Source organism: Enterobacter asburiae (assembly GCF_001521715.1).
In the GTDB taxonomy this organism is placed as follows: domain Bacteria; phylum Pseudomonadota; class Gammaproteobacteria; order Enterobacterales; family Enterobacteriaceae; genus Enterobacter; species Enterobacter asburiae.
The window spans coordinates 2,057,717-2,075,253 of the sequence record NZ_CP011863.1 but is presented as its reverse complement, the minus strand read 5'-3'; the positions used below and the strand labels follow the sequence as shown (position 1 = coordinate 2,075,253).

At 55.9% G+C, this 17,537-nt stretch carries 12 protein-coding genes and 1 pseudogene; 6 read left to right on the top strand and 7 right to left on the bottom strand.

Translation table 11 applies throughout. The features are described from left to right. The first annotated feature begins 97 nt into the window (after positions 1 to 97). From ACJ69_RS24140 to ACJ69_RS10235, 3 genes and pseudogenes are all read left to right on the top strand, one after another. Entirely contained in the window at positions 98 to 244 is a 147-nt protein-coding gene (locus tag ACJ69_RS24140) for a DUF2256 domain-containing protein (RefSeq protein ID WP_071789391.1), read from the top strand. After that, positions 241 to 1,770, top strand: coding sequence for a cryptochrome/photolyase family protein (locus ACJ69_RS10240; RefSeq protein ID WP_155616777.1), 1,530 nt, complete (start codon positions 241 to 243; stop codon positions 1,768 to 1,770). Before ACJ69_RS24140 ends, ACJ69_RS10240 begins: the two co-directional genes overlap by 4 nt. Positions 1,771 to 1,862: 92 nt before the next feature. Then, positions 1,863 to 2,761 (top strand): annotated as a pseudogene (locus tag ACJ69_RS10235) (LysR family transcriptional regulator). Here ACJ69_RS10235 and ACJ69_RS10230 read toward each other — a convergent pair. The 4 genes from ACJ69_RS10230 to ACJ69_RS10215 form a co-directional block, all read right to left on the bottom strand. Beyond that, the gene (locus tag ACJ69_RS10230) at positions 2,736 to 3,524 is read right to left on the bottom strand and encodes a substrate-binding domain-containing protein (protein ID WP_059346994.1); all 789 of its coding nucleotides are present in this window, start codon (positions 3,522 to 3,524) and stop codon (positions 2,736 to 2,738) included. The pseudogene ACJ69_RS10235 and the gene ACJ69_RS10230 overlap by 26 nt on opposite strands. Then, positions 3,521 to 4,834 (bottom strand): MFS transporter, encoded by a 1,314-nt coding sequence (gene tcuC, locus ACJ69_RS10225; protein WP_059346993.1) that lies wholly within the window; start codon positions 4,832 to 4,834, stop codon positions 3,521 to 3,523. Before tcuC ends, ACJ69_RS10230 begins: the two co-directional genes overlap by 4 nt. A gap of 282 nt (positions 4,835 to 5,116) precedes the next feature. Next, positions 5,117 to 6,766: a class I fumarate hydratase FumA gene (gene fumA / locus ACJ69_RS10220; RefSeq protein WP_059346992.1), complete on the bottom strand. Its 1,650-nt coding sequence runs from the start codon at positions 6,764 to 6,766 to the stop codon at positions 5,117 to 5,119. Positions 6,767 to 6,819: 53 nt separating this feature from the next. After that, positions 6,820 to 8,328 carry an anion permease gene (locus ACJ69_RS10215; RefSeq protein WP_072210827.1) on the bottom strand — a complete coding sequence of 503 codons (1,509 nt, stop codon included), beginning with the start codon at positions 8,326 to 8,328 and terminating at the stop codon, positions 6,820 to 6,822. 604 nt (positions 8,329 to 8,932) lie between these two features. Between ACJ69_RS10215 and ACJ69_RS10210 the strand changes: the two genes are divergently transcribed. Both ACJ69_RS10210 and ACJ69_RS10205 read left to right on the top strand, forming a co-directional pair. Further along, positions 8,933 to 11,713, top strand: coding sequence for a flavocytochrome c (locus ACJ69_RS10210; RefSeq protein ID WP_059346991.1), 2,781 nt, complete (start codon positions 8,933 to 8,935; stop codon positions 11,711 to 11,713). A 94-nt stretch (positions 11,714 to 11,807) separates the two neighbouring features. Continuing rightward, positions 11,808 to 12,770: an FAD:protein FMN transferase gene (locus ACJ69_RS10205; protein WP_059346990.1), complete on the top strand. Its 963-nt coding sequence runs from the start codon at positions 11,808 to 11,810 to the stop codon at positions 12,768 to 12,770. On the opposite strand, the gene dcuR is transcribed toward ACJ69_RS10205, so the two are convergent. Beyond that, positions 12,751 to 13,470 carry a two-component system response regulator DcuR gene (dcuR, locus tag ACJ69_RS10200; protein ID WP_032658686.1) on the bottom strand — a complete coding sequence of 240 codons (720 nt, stop codon included), beginning with the start codon at positions 13,468 to 13,470 and terminating at the stop codon, positions 12,751 to 12,753. The two genes, ACJ69_RS10205 and dcuR, sit on opposite strands and share 20 nt — an antisense overlap. Beyond that, entirely contained in the window at positions 13,467 to 15,083 is a 1,617-nt protein-coding gene (locus ACJ69_RS10195) for a sensor histidine kinase (protein WP_059346989.1), read from the bottom strand. The genes dcuR and ACJ69_RS10195 overlap by 4 nt, the downstream gene beginning before the upstream one ends. A 163-nt stretch (positions 15,084 to 15,246) precedes the next feature. Here ACJ69_RS10195 and ACJ69_RS10190 point away from each other — a divergent pair, with 163 nt between their 5' ends. Then, complete coding sequence (locus ACJ69_RS10190) at positions 15,247 to 16,110, top strand: N-acetylmuramic acid 6-phosphate etherase (RefSeq protein ID WP_059346988.1); 864 nt, start codon at positions 15,247 to 15,249, stop codon at positions 16,108 to 16,110. Positions 16,111 to 16,167: 57 nt separating this feature from the next. On the opposite strand, the gene ompC is transcribed toward ACJ69_RS10190, so the two are convergent. Next, a complete protein-coding gene (gene ompC, locus ACJ69_RS10185; RefSeq protein WP_054829950.1) occupies positions 16,168 to 17,310 on the bottom strand; it encodes a porin OmpC in 1,143 nt (380 codons plus the stop codon). Positions 17,311 to 17,537: the final 227 nt, after the last annotated feature.

The following is a 17,537-nucleotide window of genomic DNA, read 5'->3' as shown; positions in this document are numbered from 1 at the left end:
GGTGGGTAGCGGTTTACGGGCATCACCTTCATTTTGTGAAGTCTGTCGTAGCCTTAACCCACAGGTTCAGTGAAGAAATCAGTACGGTATTGAAAAGATGAGCGATTTCAAAGGTAACAAGCAGAACCTGCCCAGTCGAGCGTGCGCGCACTGCCAGCGTCCCATGACGTGGCGCAAAAAATGGGCGAAATGTTGGGATGAGGTTAAATACTGTTCTGAGCGCTGTCGCAGGAGCCACCGTTGACCGAACTGCGCCTGATCCTCGGCGATCAGCTTAATCCGCACCACAGCTGGTTTGATGCCTGCAATCCGAATGTCATTTACGTGATGCTGGAGTTGCGGGCAGAAACCGCGTACGTGCTTCACCACGCTCAGAAAGTGATCGCCATTTTTGCGGCCATGCGCGCGTTTGCCTCTGCGTTAAAAGAGAAGGGGCATCGGGTGAGGTATGTCCGGCTCTCTGACGGCTCAAACCGCGGCGCGCTGGAAGACAATCTCAACGCGCTTGTCGCGCATTACGGCGCCGACAGGGTGATATGGCAGGAGCCTGACGAATGGCGCCTGGATACGCAGCTGCAGGCGTGGGCGAATGCGGCTTCAGTCGAAACGGCCTGCGTCAGCAGCGAGCATTTCTTCACCACCCGTGAACAGGTGAGCGCGTTCTTTGCGACGCGCAAAAGCTGGCGAATGGAGTACTTTTACCGGGAAATGCGTCGTCAGCACGGCATACTGTTAACCTCAGAAGGCGAGCCGGAAGGGGGAAAATGGAATTTTGATGCCGAAAACCGCAGGCGCTGGTCCGGCGAGCCGCCCGCGCCGGAGGATTCGCGTCCGCTCCATGATTATTCAGCCTTATGGGCTGAGATCCAGCGCTGCGGCGTAAACACCTTCGGCGAACCGCAGGCCGGGAATTTTCGCTGGCCGCTCAACCGTTCGGAAGCCAAAGCCGGGCTGGATGAATTTATCGCTCACGTGCTCCCGCAGTTCGGCGCCTGGCAGGACGCGATGAACGCTGAGGAACCTTTTCTGTTCCACTCGTTAATTTCATTCGCGCTGAACACCAAAATGCTTAATCCGCGGGAAGTAGTTGCTGCCGCCCAGCAGGCATGGCGTTCGGGCCATGCGCCGCTGCCTGCCGTTGAAGGGTTTATCCGACAAATTCTCGGCTGGCGGGAGTACGTGCGTGGGATCTACTGGTCGCAGATGCCGGGCTATCGGGAGCTGAATGCCTTAGACCAGCACGCCCCGCTGCCGGACTGGTTCTGGACCGGCAGGACGCAGATGCGCTGCCTGGCGCATGCGATTGGGCAGTCGCTCACCGAGGCTTACGCCCACCATATCCAGCGCCTGATGGTCATCGGGAACTTTAGCCTGCTCAGCGGCCTGTCGCCGCAGGCGGTTCATGAATGGTATCTGGGTGTCTACATTGATGCCTTTGAATGGGTGGAGCTGCCCAATACCCTCGGGATGAGCCAGTTTGGCGATGGCGGGTTACTGGCCAGCAAGCCCTACGTCTCGAGCGCGTCGTACATTCATAAGATGAGTAACTACTGTCAGGGGTGCCGGTATCAGCACAGCCAGCGTACCGGAGAGCTGGCGTGCCCCTTCAATGCCCTTTACTGGGATTTCTTTGCGCGCAACCAGGCGCGTCTGGGTAACAATCCCCGCCTGGGCATCGTTTTTAAACAGCTTGCGGACATGAAGGAAGAGGAGCGGCAGGCCATTGCCGATCGCGCCGGGTATGTTCGCCTGAATCTCAACGAGCTTTGACGTATTTCAACACCGCGCCGGTTGCGGTGGGTCAATAAGACGCTATTATTTTTGACTTTGCTGCGCATTCCCTGACAGGACATCCAGACGCTATGCCCGTGAATTTTGACCTTAACGATCTTTATGCTTTCAGAGCGTTAGTGGAATACGGTAACTTCCGTGTCGCTGCTGAATCTATCTGCTTATCCCAGTCGGCGCTGAGCCGCAGGATTGAAAAGCTGGAAGCCGCGCTGGGAAACCGGCTGTTTGACCGTACCACCCGCCGCGTGGCCTTAACGTTATACGGGCAAAACTTTGCTGAACGCTCCGCGCAGCTGCTCGACAACGTTGAGTCAATGCTGGCGGATGTTGATAAAGTCAGCGAAGAGCGGACGGGGCTGATCACGGTTGCCACGGTACCTTCCGCGGCCTGTTACTTTATGCCCGATGTGATCCGGCGTTTTCAGTCTCGCTATCCGCGCGTGCGCATTAAGCTCATCGACAGCAGCGCGGGAATGTGATTGACGCCGTGGCCCGAAGCCAGGCGGATTTTGGCATTAGCTTCGCAGGAAACCTGCCGTCTGAAATCGAATTTTTCCCGCTGGTGGAGGATGTCTATGTTGCGGCGTGCCGAAAGGATCACCCGCTGGCGCAGAAGAATCATCTGACGTGGCAGGCCTTTTATCAGCAGGATTATATCTCCCTCGATAAAACGTCAGGTAACCGTAACCTGCTCGATCGGATGCTGGGGGATATCGTTCCCGAACGCCCGAGCGTCTGCGAAACGCGCCACGTTACCACGATGCTCGGTATGGTAGAGGCGGGGATCGGCATTGCTGCCGTTCCCGCCATGTCGATGCCGACGTCAGAGCACACGCTGCTGACGCATCTGCCGCTGGTGGCGCCGGAAGTGAAACGCACCGTGGGGCTTATCCGGCGCCGGGGGCGTATCCAGTCCTACATTGCGGCTGAACTGGAAAAACAGATCACCGAGCAGTATCGCCGGACGTAACGGGGAGCATTCCCGTTTTCTCAATGACGGCCCTGGAGGGCGGTGAGGCGAGATAGGTCAACAGCGCTTTCCCCTCCGCGGGATGTTCTGCGTGACGGGTGACCGCACCCGCGAACCGCGTGATGTACTGCAGATTATCCGGGATTTTCCCGATAAAGGTGATGCCCTGAACCGGCAGCAGCTCGCTGACCTGCTGGAAACCGACGGCGTATTTTCCTTTCGCCACTTCTGAGGCGACCGGGATACGCTCGACCATTGTCGCCTTATCCGCCACTTCTTTTTCGATCCCCATTTTTTTGAACAACGTCTGGCTGACGTACCTGCCGCTGGCGCTGTCAGAGTAGGCGATGGAGCTGGCCTGCAGCAGCGTTTTACGCAAAGCCGCCTCGCTGCTGATATCAGGGACATCCGCACCTTTTTTCACCACCATGCCAACGGGGGAGTCCGCGAGTTCCGTTCGCGAACCCGGCTGGGTCTGGCCGGCTTTTTCGAGCTTCTCCAGCGCATCGCCCACCATAATCACCACGTCGGCTTTCTCGCCGCGCGCCAGTCGATTTGGGATCGCCTGCGGCGTAGCGCCCATTGAGGGGCCGGGGATGATCACGATTTTATCCCCGGTCCGGCGTTCATAGTCCGGGGCCAGCTTTTCCAGGGCGGCCTTGAAGCCGCCTGAAATCATGACCTTTACGTCCTGGGCACAGGCATTAACGCTCAGGAGCGTCAGCACCAGCGCGCTGGCGGTAAAGCGATAGGTGCGTTTCATACAGCCCCCTGTGACTTGACGGTGTTTTGCAGCGATACCGCGCGGCGGCGGTAGAGGTATAGCGTGGCCAGCAGGGCACACACGGCAGCGAAGCTCATCCAGTAGCCGGGCGAGGCTTTGTCACCGGTGTATTCAATCAGCGCGGTGGACATTACCGGGGTAAAGCCGCCAAAGACCGCCGTTGCCAGGCTGTAAGCCAGAGAGAACCCCGCCACGCGCACTTCAGCAGGCATAATCTCCGTCAGGGCCGGGATCATCGCGCCGTTGTACAGGCCGTAGAGGAAGGAGAGCCACAGCAGCACGCTCAGCATCATGGAGAAGCTGGGGGCGCTCGCCAGCAGCGTCAGGGCAGGGTAGCTGGTCGCCAGCGCCAGTAGGGCCATGGCAATCAGGACCGGCTTGCGCCCGAAGCGATCCGACAGCGCGCCGCCCACCGGCAGCCAGATGAAGTTAGAAATCGCCACCAGCAGCGTGACCAGCAGGCTGTCCGAGGCGCTGAGCATCAGCACCTTTTTGCCAAAGGTGGGGGCGTAGACGGTGATCAGGTAGAACGCGGTGGTGGTCATCGCCACCATCAGCATGCCCGCGACCACCACCTGCCAGTTGCCAAGCAGCGTTTTAAAGACCTGACGCATTTCCAGATGCTGGCGGCGCGCGCTGAACTCTTCCGTCTCCTCCAGCTTGCGGCGCAGGAAAAAGATAAACGGCACGATTAAGCAGCCGAACAGGAACGGGATGCGCCAGCCCCATTCGCGAATGGCGCTCTCCTCCATCAGGGCATTCAGGGCAAAGCCCATCGCCGCGGCGACCATAATGGCAACCTGCTGGCTGCCGGACTGCCAGCTGGTGTAAAACCCTTTGCGCCCCGGCGTGGCGATTTCAGCCAGATAAACCGAGACGCCTCCAAGTTCCGCACCGGCGGAAAAACCCTGCAGCAGACGGCCCGTCAGCACCAGCAGCGGCGCCCACAGACCGATGCTTTGATAAGAGGGGATAAGCACGATCAGGAACGTCCCCGCCGCCATGATGGAAAGCGTGACGATTAGCCCCTTTCTGCGACCTACCTTGTCGATATACGCGCCTAGCACAATGGCGCCTATTGGACGCATCAAAAAGCCCGCGCCGAAGACGGCGAAGGTCATCATCAGCGACGCAAATTCACTGCTCGCCGGGAAGAACGTATGGGAGATGTAGGTGGCATAGAAGCCGAACAGAAAGAAATCGAACTGCTCAAGAAAGTTGCCGGACGTCACGCGAAGTATGGCGCCCGCTTTCGAGCGTACGGTTGCAGGTGAGGTTGAGGAAAACATGGTTATCTCCAGTTTATTGTTGACGTTTTACGCGTCTGTTTTTGAAAACTGGATCAGGATGAGGAAATAGATAAGCGCAAATGCCGCATCGGCTGATGCACTTTTTGCATGAATAGCCTTCGCGGGATAAATACAATTAATGACAACAATAACTTAACAATTAATTGATTTTTTATTCACCACTTTTTGCTAAGTGGCTGATATCACGGTTTTGTGACATGACGCAGGCGCATGTCTGACTGCGACTGCCGGGCAGCGTTGCGCCACCCGGCCTGTCTCAACCTAGCGCTGTGAACAACCCGCGCACTGTTTGTTCTGGATCTGCTGGAAGAAATCGTTGCCTTTGTCATCCACCAGGATAAACGCCGGGAAGTTCTCGACTTCAATTTTCCAGATGGCTTCCATTCCCAGCTCCGGATACGCGACGCATTCCAGGCTCTTAATGCTGTTTTGCGCCAGCACCGCTGCCGGGCCGCCAATGCTGCCCAGGTAGAAGCCGCCGTGTTTATGACAGGCGTCGGTTACCTGCTGGCTGCGGTTGCCTTTCGCCAGCATGATCATGCTCGCGCCGTGGGATTGCAGTAAGTCCACATACGAGTCCATACGACCCGCCGTGGTCGGGCCGAGCGAGCCAGACGCGTAGCCTTCCGGCGTTTTGGCCGGGCCCGCGTAGTAAATCGGATGATCTTTGACGTACTGCGGCAGTTCTTCACCGTTGTCGAGCAGCTCTTTCAGCTTCGCGTGGGCGATATCGCGCGCCACGATGATGGTCCCGTTCAGCGACAGGCGGGTAGAGACCGGGTGCGCGGAAAGCTGCGCCAGGATCTCATTCATCGGCTTGTCCAGATTGATGCTCACCACGTCGCCTTCGCCCTGCTGGCGCAGTGATTCAGGAATATACTGGCCCGGGTTGTGTTCCAGCTTCTCAATCCAGATCCCATCGCGGTTGATTTTCGCTTTGATGTTGCGGTCTGCGGAGCAGGAGACGCCCATGCCGATTGGGCAGGAGGCGCCGTGGCGCGGCAGGCGGATCACGCGGATATCGTGGGCGAAGTATTTACCGCCGAACTGCGCGCCGAGGCCGAGGTTCTGCGCTTCCTGGAGCAGTTCCTGTTCGAGCTGTACGTCGCGGAACGCCTGGCCGTGTTCATTGCCTTCCGTCGGCAGCGCGTCGTAGTAGCGCGTGGAAGCGAGCTTTACGGTTTTCAGCGTGGCTTCCGCTGACGTACCGCCAATCACAAATGCGATATGGTAAGGCGGGCAGGCCGCAGTGCCCAGGGTGCGCATCTTCTCAACCAGGTAGTTTTTCAGCTTTGCCGGGGTGATCAGCGCTTTGGTTTCCTGATAGAGGTAGGTTTTGTTGGCAGAACCGCCGCCTTTTGCCATGCACAGGAATTTGTATTCGTCCCCGTCCACGCTGTAGAGATCGATCTGCGCGGGCAGGTTGGTGCCGGTATTCACCTCTTTATACATGTCCAGCGCCGCATTCTGCGAGTAGCGCAGGTTATCTTCAATGTAGGTGTTGTACACGCCCTGGCTCAGCGCCGCTTCGTCACCGCCGCCGGTCCAGACGCGCTGGCCTTTTTTGCCCATGATGATCGCGGTGCCGGTATCCTGACAGGTTGGCAGAACGCCTTTTGCGGCAATTTCAGAGTTACGCAGGAACTGCAGGGCAACGTATTTGTCGTTCTGGCTGGCTTCCGGGTCGTTCAGGATCGCGGCAACCTGCTTCTGATGGGAAGGACGCAGCATAAACGCGGCATCGTGGAAGGCCTGCTGCGCCAGCAGGGTCAGGGCTTCCGGCTCTACTTTCAGGATTTCCTGGCCTTCGAACTCGGCAACGGAGACGTGCTCTTTGGTCAGCAGGTAGTATTCGGTGTCGTCATGGGAAAGAGGGAAGGGGGTCTGATAAAAAAACGGTTTATTCGACATAGTATTGCTCCACAAAAATAAAACCGCCGGAGGAGAAGTCCGGCGGTCAGGAATCAGAACATCATGGACATCCACGGATAACCAATCAGCAGCAGGGCCGCCAGGAAGATGGCACCGAAGATGGTGCCGAGGCGCCAGTAGTCTTTGGTTGGCAGGTAGCCGCTGCCGTAGTAAATCGGGCTTGGGCCAGTACCGTACGGGGTGATGATCCCCATCACGCCCAGCGAGGTCACCATCAGCAGAACGAACACTTCCATATTCATGCCTGGGATGGTGGAGGCGATAGTCAACATCGCTGGCAGCAGCGCCGTGGTGTGCGCGGTGGTGCTGGCAAACAGGTAGTGCAGCAGGTAGAACGCCAGCAGCAGGACGACGGTCGCCACGCCCGGAGAGATACCGCTCATCAACAGACCGCCTTCTTTACCTAACCAGCTGATAAAGCCGGTGGAGGAGAGGCCATCCGCCAGTGCCACCAGGGTGGCAAACCAGACGAAGGTGTTCCATGCGGCTTTGTTACCGGTGATATCGTTCCACTCCAGCACGCCGGTCCACAGCATCAGACCAACGATGAGCAGGGCAGCCATGGCAGGCTCAATCCACGCGGCGGCGAAGATCCACATCAGCAGCGCACAGCACACGAACACCAGCAGCAGAATTTCATTGCGGGACAGTTTGCCGAGTTTTTCCAGCTCGCGGGTCGCCCACAGCGGCACTTCGTTATTCACTTTGACTTCAGGTGGGTAGAACCAGTAGGCCAGCAGCGGCATGGCCAGAATCAGCAGGATACCCAGCGGCAGGAAGGCGAGGAACCAGGTGCCCCAGGAGATATCAATCCCAACCGTACTTTTCACCAACGCCAGGGCCAGCAGGTTTGGCGCGAGGGCGGAGAGGAACATTGAGCTGGTGATACAGGCCGCGGTGATCGCCACCCACATCAGGTACGAACCAATCTTGCGCGCGCTTGGGTCATTCGGTTTTGAACCGTAAAGCGGCGGCAGGTTAGCGATAATCGGGTAGATGGTCCCGCCGCTGCGCGCGGTGTTGGACGGGGTGAACGGTGCCAGCAGCAGGTCCGCAAACGTAATGGCGTAACCGAGCGTCAGGCTGCGACGGCCGAGGTACTTCACCAGAATCAGCGCCAGACGGCGGCCGAAGCGGGTTTTGTCATAGCCTGCGGCGAACATAAAGGCACCGAAAATCAGCCAGACGGTAGAGTTACCAAACCCGCTCACCGCCCATTTAAAGGAGGCTCCCGCCAGCTTGAATTTCGGGTCAGCCAGCTGATCGGGGCTGAACAGCACCCACTGGCTGCACAGGGCGATGGCGACCACGCCGGTCAGGCCGATCACCGCACCCGGCAGCGGTTCGAAGATCAGACCGACGATCACGCCGACAAAGATGGCGAAGTAGTGCCATGCGTAAGGCGGCAAGCCTTCAGGAACGGGAACAAACAGCAGCAGTACGGCGACGATGACGGGTAGCGCCATCATCAGCAATCGTTTTGCGTTTCCATTTGATGCCTGGTTCGCCACAGGGGGCGTTACAGCAGTTTTTGTATTCATAGTTTCACGTCTTAAGTTGTCAAAAATTCGGTCGCACTGGAAAAACACTTTCTTAAGTTTCTTTGCTTTTTTTAGTTATTAAAGGTGCTTTCGTGTTTTTCCAGTAATAGCGATTTAACGCGTTTTCGTGTGCGCTAAATTAAAAAATGATGATGTTTTTATATTGCGCTTTTGAATGCCATAACTATTGATCGCGATCAAAAAAATAGAATTGCAGCGTTATTTTTATGCTTTTATTAATAACCACTCTGGCGTATGTGGTTATTACCTGTTTTTCGCGCATTTTTTATCATTTTTTTAACAGATTAGATTTTGGTGTGTTTGTAATGTATTGTTTTTATTGACTTTGTTTTTGTGATGGAGAATTGGTTTTACCATTAATCATTTAACGAATTTTAAATTATTGTGAATGGCTGAATTACAATCGCTAACACCAATGTGTTATTTGTGTTATCGCAGGGATTAAATAGTTTTTTAACTAACGTAATAACTTTAGAAACTAAAAAAATCATTATATTAATATCATGACATCGGCAAATAACGACGAAATAAAAAATCAATCCGATAACGAATTCTTAATTTTTAAAAGTTTGGAGTTTCTATTATGAGCACTAACGAACGCATTCTTAGCCCCTTCACATTACCGAATGGTACTGAACTGAAAAACCGTTTGTTAATGGCCCCTATGACAACCTGTACCGGCTATTTTGACGGCACCGTCACCAGCGAGCTGGTGGAGTACTATCGGGCCCGTTCCGGCAGCATTGGCACCATCATTGTGGAGTGCTGCTTCGTCGACGATCTCGGTCTCGCCTTCCCGGGTGCCATCGGTATTGATAATGATGAGAAAATTGCCGGGCTGGCGAAAATCGCAGAGGCCATTAAATCCAAAGGATCTAAGGCGCTGCTGCAGATCTACCACGGCGGCCGCATGGTCGACCCAAAACTGATTGGTGGCCGCACCCCGGTTGGCCCGAGCGCCGTAGCCGCGCCGCGTGAAGGTGCCGCAACGCCGGTTGCGCTGACCGCTGAAGAAGTGGAAGGCATGATCGGCAAATTTGGTGAAGCCGTGCGCCGCGCCATCCAGGCCGGTTTCGACGGCGTGGAAATCCACGGGGCGAACACCTATCTGATTCAGCAGTTCTATTCGCCAAACTCAAACCAGCGCGATGACGAGTGGGGCGGCAGCCGCGATAACCGCGCGAAGTTCCCGCTGGCCGTGCTGGATATTACCCACAAAATGGTGCGCCAGTACGCGGACGACGCGTTTATTATTGGCTACCGCTTCTCCCCTGAAGAGATGGAAGTCCCGGGCATCCGCTTTGACGACACCATGTACCTGCTGGAAAAACTGGCGGCGCGCGGCGTGGACTATCTGCACTTCTCCGTCGGCGCGACCCTGCGTCCTTCCATTGTCGACACCCAGGACCCGACTCCGCTTATCGAAAAATACTGCGCGATGCGTTCTGAAACGCTGGCGCAGGTTCCGGTCATGGGCGTGGGCGGCGTGGTGAATGCTTCAGACGTGAATGAGGCGCTGGACCACGGTTACGACCTGATTGCCGTTGGCCGCGCGACTATCGCTTACCCGGACTGGACCGACCGCATCGCGTCCGGCGAAAGCCTTGAGCTGTTTATGGACAGCACCCAGCGCGAGGCGTTGAGCATTCCTGAGCCGCTGTGGCGCTTCTCGCTGGTGGAAGCGATGATCCGCGACATGAGCATGGGCGAATCCAAATTCAAGCCGGGTACTTTTGCTGAGAAAGTGCAGGATGACGCTAACGAACTGGTGATCAACGTCAGTCTGGAAACCGACCGCATCGCGGACATCGAGCTGGCCTCCGGCCCGAGCGAAGACGTTGAGTTTGTGACCAGCTTTGAAGAGATCCGTACCCGCATTCTGGATGCCAACACCCCGCACGTGGATGCCATCACCGGCGCAACCAGCCAGAGTGAAGCGGTGAAGAAAGCGGTCTCTAAGGCGATGCTGAAATCCAGCAAAGCGTTGGCCGCGGAAGAGGGCGTTGACCCGAACGAAACCCGCAGCGTAGACGTGGTCGTTGTCGGCAGCGGCGGCGCCGGTCTGGCGGCGGCGATTCAGGCTCACGACGAAGGCGCGAGCGTGCTGATTGTCGAGAAAATGCCGACCATCGGCGGGAACACCATTAAAGCCTCAGCCGGTATGAACGCCGCCGAAACCCGCTTCCAGCGCGTGAAGGGCATTCAGGACAGCAAAGAGCTGTTCTATCAGGAAAGCCTGAAAGGCGGCGGCAACAAGAACAACCCGGAACTGCTGCGTCGCTTCGTCGAAAACGCGCCGCAGGCAATTGAGTGGCTGGCAGCGCGCGGCATCATGCTGAACGACATCACCACCACCGGCGGGATGAGCATCGACCGTACTCACCGTCCAAAAGACGGTTCAGCGGTAGGCGGCTATCTCATCAGCGGCCTGGTGCGTAACGTCAACAAACGCAACATCGAGGTGATGCTGGATACCTCCGTCAGCGACATCATCTTCGAGAACGGCGAAGTGACCGGCGTACGCCTGACTACCGAAGAGAACGAAACCGTCACCGTGGCAACCAAAAGCGTGATTGTCGCCACCGGCGGCTTCAGCGCCAACAGCCAGATGGTGGTGAAATACCGTCCGGATCTGGAAGGGTTCGTCACCACCAACCACAAAGGGGCTACCGGCGGCGGCATCGCGCTGCTGGAGCGCATCGGGGCGGGTACCGTGGATATGGGCGAAATCCAAATTCACCCAACCGTTGAGCAGAACACCTCGTACCTGATTTCCGAATCCATTCGCGGCGGCGGGGCGATTCTGGTCAATCAGAAAGGGGAACGCTTCTACAACGAAATGTCGACCCGCGATAAGGTCTCGGCGTCAATCATCGCGCTGCCGGAGAAATACGCATACATCGTCTTTGATGAGCACGTACGTGCCAAAAACAAAGCCGCGGATGAATACATCGCGAAAGGTTTCGTGACCAGCGCCAGCTCGCCTAAAGCCCTGGCTGAAGCGCTGGGGATGGATTACCACGCTTTCCTCGCGACCCTGGAACGTTACAACGGTTTCGTTGAGAAACAGCACGATGACGATTTTGGTCGTACCACCGCGCTGCGTGCGCCTATCAACGAAGGGCCGTTCTACGCCATTCAGATTGCGCCGGGCGTGCACCACACCATGGGCGGCGTGACCATCAACACCGAAACCTGCGTGCTGGACAGCAACCACAACGTGCTGCCAGGCGCGTTTGCGGCCGGTGAAGTGGTTGGCGGGATCCATGGCGGTAACCGTATCGGCGGTAATGCAGTGGCAGATATCATTATTTTTGGTACGCTTGCAGGACATCAGGCGGCTATGCGTTCGAAAAAGCAGTAAGACCCCTGTGTTGTAGGCCGGATACGCGCAGCGTTATCCGGCATTTTCCCCGGCGGCGCGGTGCCTGCCGGGGCTACATCTGAGGACTCATGCTATGCCTGATAGCCATCGCGTTTACAGCTACTCCGCCGTCCTGATGGGCTCGCCCATTCTCCTGAAACTCTTCTCCCACGACGAAGCCCTCGCGTCCCGCGTGTTTCGCCTGATCAAACAGTATGAAGATTTGCTTACCGTCAACCGCGCGCACTCGCAGGTGATGGACATCAACCATGCGGCTGGCCAGCATCCGGTTACCGTCAGCCGGCCGGTTTTTGAGCTGATCCGCTGTGCAAAAGCGGCAAGCCTGTTCAGGGACAGCGCTTTTAACCTGGCGATAGGTCCGCTGGTGAAGCGCTGGAAAATTGGTTTTCAGGGCGACAGCGTTCCGCCTGACGATGAAATCGCGTCGCTGCTGGCGATTACCCGTCCTGAAGATGTTCTCCTTGATGAGGCCAGCAGCAGCGTGTTCTTGACCAGAGCGGGGATGGAGATCGATCTGGGGGCCATTGCCAAAGGCTATATCGCCGACAGGGTGCGTGATTACCTGCATAAAGAGGGCGCTGAGCTGGGGCTGATCAACCTCGGCGGAAACATTCAGACGTTAGGCTCGCCGGAAGGGGGCTGGGGCGTCGGGCTGAAAAAACCGTTCGCCGGTGACGCGCTGATTGGCACGATGACCGTAGAGAACCTGTCCGTCGTGACGTCGGGAACCTACGAGCGCTACTTTGAGCAAAACGGCAGGCGCTATCACCATATTCTCGATCCGCGCACCGGGTATCCGCTGGACAACGAGCTGGACAGCGTGACGATTGTTTCGAAAGACTCCATCGACGGCGATATCTGGACCACGCTGATGTACGGTATGGGCGTTGAAAAGGGCTGCGCTGCGCTGCGCTCTCGTCCTGATATCGAAGCGATTTTTGTGACCAAAACAAAAGAAGTGGTGATCTCATCGATGCACCACTTCCGTTTTACCCTGCTGGATAACGACTACCGCGTTACTGACAGTATTGCTTGAGCAGGCCGGTCTGCTCCGGCTGGAGACGGTAGCGATACACCGGACGGCCGGTGGCACCGTAGTGAATGCTGGTGAACAGAATGTTGATTTGCGCGAGCCAAATCAGGTATTTACGGCAGGAGACGCGGGAGATATTGACGGCGTTGGCCAGGTCATCGGTAGAAAACTCCGTCTCCGGGTGAGCGTCAATCCACTGGCAAATCGTGCGCAGCGTTTGCGGCGTTAACCCCTTCGGCAGCTTTTTACTGTCCGCCAGTTCCGGCGCCCCGCCGTGGATCAGCCGGTCGACGTCGGCCTGCTCATAGTACTGGTGCGAACCCATCAGGCTGTGCTTTGCCTTCCAGCCGTTCAGCGCCTCTTCAAAGCGCGGGAACTGGAACGGCTTGATCAGATAATCCACCACGCCGTAGTGGATGGAGGTCTGGATCGTGGCGGCGTCGGCAGCCGACGAGATCATAATCACATCGATTGGGCGACCGGATGCGCGAATAACGGGCAGCAGATCCAGCCCGTTATCCTGCTGCATATAGACATCCAGCAGCACCAGATCGACAGGCTGCCCGGGGTTATTAATGATGGCCTCGGCCTGGTTTAGCGTGGAGGCGACGCCACAGCAGCTAAAACCTTCAACACGGTTGACATACAGACGGTTGAGGTCGGCTACCATGGCGTCATCATCGACAATTAATACATTTATCACGCGATATTCCTCTCGCTATCCCAGGGGATGTGAACAAAAAATTGGGTAAATACGCCTGGCTCAGACTCGACGGTGATATCGCCGCCGAGGTTCTGAATTTGCTGGCGAGCAAGGAACAGCCCAACGCCGCGGTTTTCACCTTTTGTTGAGAAGCCCTTTGTAAAAATAGCCTCCAGCTGAGCGGGATCAATGCCGGGGCCATCGTCGCTGACTTCGCAGCTGAGCCAGCCGTTCTGATAATGCAGCAGCAGGCCGATCTCACCTTCCTGCTGTCCTTCCATCGCGTCGAGCGCGTTTTCAATGAGGTTACCCAGCACGGTGATCAGCACCGCGACCTGCTCTTCGCTCGCGTTATCCGGTATCTGGCATTCATCCGCCAGCGTCAGGGTGACGCCCGTTTCTTTCGCCCGATTGATTTTTCCCAGCAGGAACCCGGCAATAACCGGGGATTTTACCTTGCTCTGTATCGTACCGATATCCGTCTGGTAATTATGCGCCGTCTGGATGATGTACTCTTCCAGCTTGTCGTAGCGCTTCATGTGCAGCAGGCCCAGGATCACATGCAGTTTATTCATAAACTCGTGGGTATGGCTGCGCAGGGCGTCGACGTAGTTAACCATGCCATCAATACGCTGCATCAGCTGGCTGATTTCCGTTTTATCACGGAAGGTGGTGATGGCGCCGATCACCCGATCCTGACTCTTGACGGGCACCATATTGCACAGCAACAGACGCCCGTTACAGCTGATCTCCTGATCCTGGCGCGCGACGCCCGTCTTTGACACTTCGCGCAGGCTGGCCAGCAGGGGGGCGCTGGCGTTTTCGGTCTGCTTGCCGGAGGGGAGAAGCAATATTTCTCTGGCGGTCTGGTTGATCATCGTCACGCGCCCGTGAATATCGACGGCCAGCACCCCCTCGCGAAGCGACTGCAGCATCGCCTGACGCTGTTCGAACAAGGCGGAAATTTCATAAGGTTCGAGCCCGAACAGGATACGTTTCAGAACCCGCACCAGACCCCAAATCGCCATGGAGCTCATAAAAATACTGAACAAAATGGTCCAGACGGCGTTTAGCCGCCCGCGGGCAATCTGATCTTCCACTTTTTTGAGGGAGATACCGACCACCACCACGCCGATCTGGTCGTGCTGGCTATCGTAAACGGGGGTGAAGACGCGAAGCGCTTCGGCGAGGGCGCCACGGTTTACGGAGACATTCTCTTTACCTTCCAGCGCAGGCTCCAGGTCGTTGCCAATAAAATGCAGGCCGATGAGGGCTTCGTTCGGGTGCGAGTAGCGAATCCCCCGCATGTCGGTCACCACGGTGAGCAGCAGATCGTTGCGTTGGGTGACGGCTTTGGCGATGGGCTGAATGATATCCGCCTGGGGTGGCTGCATCAGGCCGCGCTGGATCTCCGGGCTGTTGGCCAGCGTTCTGGCGATACCCAGAGCCGTATCTTTAACATCATCGCGGGTCGCCCGGGTGATTTGCACGGAGTAGAGCGCAAAGACCACCAGCAGCACAGAGGCAATAATCGCGCATACCATCAGCGTGACCAGGGTGTTCAGCTTCATGGGGCGCTTGCGCGTAGTAAGGAAAGGCTGCAAATCGCTCATCAACACTCCGCGATAATTAAGAAAGGGGAATTATCGCCGATGACGCGCTTTTCTTAAAGCCATGTAAAGGCGTGGATTTGGTGCCCTTTTCGTGACCCTCCTCGCAGGTCGTCTATATAAAACACTTTATAGTGTGTGGGTACTCATAATAAGGAGGCTGTTTATGAGCGTTATGCTTACCGGTTCGGTCAAGGAAAGACGGCACGCCAGCACGATGAATATTGATAGATTGTCCACGCTGGACATGCTGAAAGTCATTCACCAAGATGATGCACTCATTTCTGCTGCTATTACCCCCTGTTTAGATACTATTGCCCGCGTGGTGGACAACGCCGCCGCGACGCTCAGCCACGGTGGTCGCCTGATCTTTGTTGGCGCGGGGCCGTCAGGGCGCGTTGCGCAACAGGTTGCCGATGAATATGCGCCGGGCAAAACCCCTGTGATGGCCGTTACGGCACAAGAAGGGGAAGGGAGCTACGAGCGCGGCGTTGCCGATCTGCAGGCCATCAAGTTTGGTGAACACGATATGATGCTGGCCGTGACCGTCAGCGGAAAAACGCCGTGGGTCTGGGGGGCAATGCGCCATGCGTGGTCGCTGGGTTCACCGGTCGCCATTGTTACCGGTGATGCGCAAAGCGAAGCCGCGCAGCTGGCAAGCATGGTTATCGCTCCGGAGCTGGGGGCCGATGTCGTCGCAGGCTATATCAACACTAAAGCGGGGATCGCGCAAAAAATGATCCTCTCGATGATCGCCACCGGGCTGGCCGTCCGCACCGGACGGGTTTACAGCAACCTGCGCGTGGATCTTGAGGCAAGCGCGACCAAATGGGCTGAACGGCAAATCGCTATTGTGATGGAAGCGGGGGGATGCACACGGGCCGAGGCAAAAGCCGCGCTGGCGAGCTGTAACCATAACTGTAAAACGGCGGTATTGATGGTGCTGACAGGGCTGGATGCATGGAAAGCCCATGAGCTGCTGGCGCAGAATAACGGGTTTATTCGCGTGGCGCTGCAGGAAGCGCCGTAGTAAAGATAGTGAAGAAATAAAAAAGGCCGCAATTGCGGCCTTTGGTATTTTGGGGGATTAGAACTGGTAGGTCATGCCTACGCCGACGATGTCATCGGTGGAAATACCGTATGCGTCATACAGAGCTTCATCGTTGTCCAGCATGTTGATTTTGTAATCAACATAGGTGGAGAAGTTTTTGTTGAAGCTGTAGGTCATGCCCAGGTCGATATAGTTAACCACATCCTGGTTGAATCCTTTACCGTCCAGGTCTTTACCTTTTGAGTAAACCCATGCCAGGGACGGACGCAGACCGAAGTCGAACTGGTACTGTGCAACCGCTTCAAAGTTCTGAGTCTGGTTAGCGATACCAACGTTACCGATTGGCGTCATGTTGCGGGTTTCCGCATACATCATCGCCAGGTAAACGTTGTTTGCATCATATTTTGCGCCCACGGTCCAGGCTTCAGCTTTATCGCCACCCGCATAACCTATGCCTTCCGCGGCTTTGCCGTAAGCAACCTGCTCGTTAGTACGGTCGGAAGACGAGTACGCCGCACCCAGACTCAGGCCTGAGAGATCGCCAGCAAAGTCATAGGAGGTAGACATACCGAAGCCGTCGCCGTTCTGGAAACGAACATCGTCATGGCCGTTTTTCGTGCCTTCCTGATCTTCTGTTGCATCCTGGCCTTCATTCGCACCCTGATACTGCAGCGCGAAATTCAGACCCTCAACCAGACCGAAGAAATCCTGGTTACGGTAGGTTGCCAGACCGTTAGCACGACCGTTCATAAAGTTATCGGTCCAGGTGTAAGAGTCACCGCCAAATACAGGCAGCATATCGGTCCAGGCTTCAACGTCGTACACGACGCCGTAATTACGACCATAATCAAATGAACCGTATTCGCCATATTTCAGGCCAGCATACGCCAGGCGGTTAAACGATTTGTCACCCGCGCCCTCGGTATTGTTAGCGAAGGTTTTGTATTCCCACTGGCCATAACCGATCAGGTCGTTAGCGATCCGGGTTTCGCCTTTGAAGCCAACCTGCACATAGGTTTCGTCGCCGTCGTCGCCGGGGTTGTCAGAGAAGGTGTGACGCGCGTCGACTTTGCCGTACAGGTCAACTTTGTTGCCGTTTTTGTTGTACATTTCAGCCGCATTGGCTGCGCCTGCCATTAATAACGCGGGTACCACAATTGCCAGAACTTTTCTTTTCATTATATATTCCCTTCAAACATAATTTATATGAATATATGTAATCACCCTCCGCAATTACAGGCTTGATACTATTCCAGGAAGTGTTATTTAGTTTCAAAAATAAATGTAAGTAAATCCTATGAAATATTGCTAAATATTTCTATTAATCTCTTTATTTTTCTGGTGAATTAATTCATTGAATTTATATGGTGTAATTATTATTAAGTATTTCGTGGTTTTATTCTTAA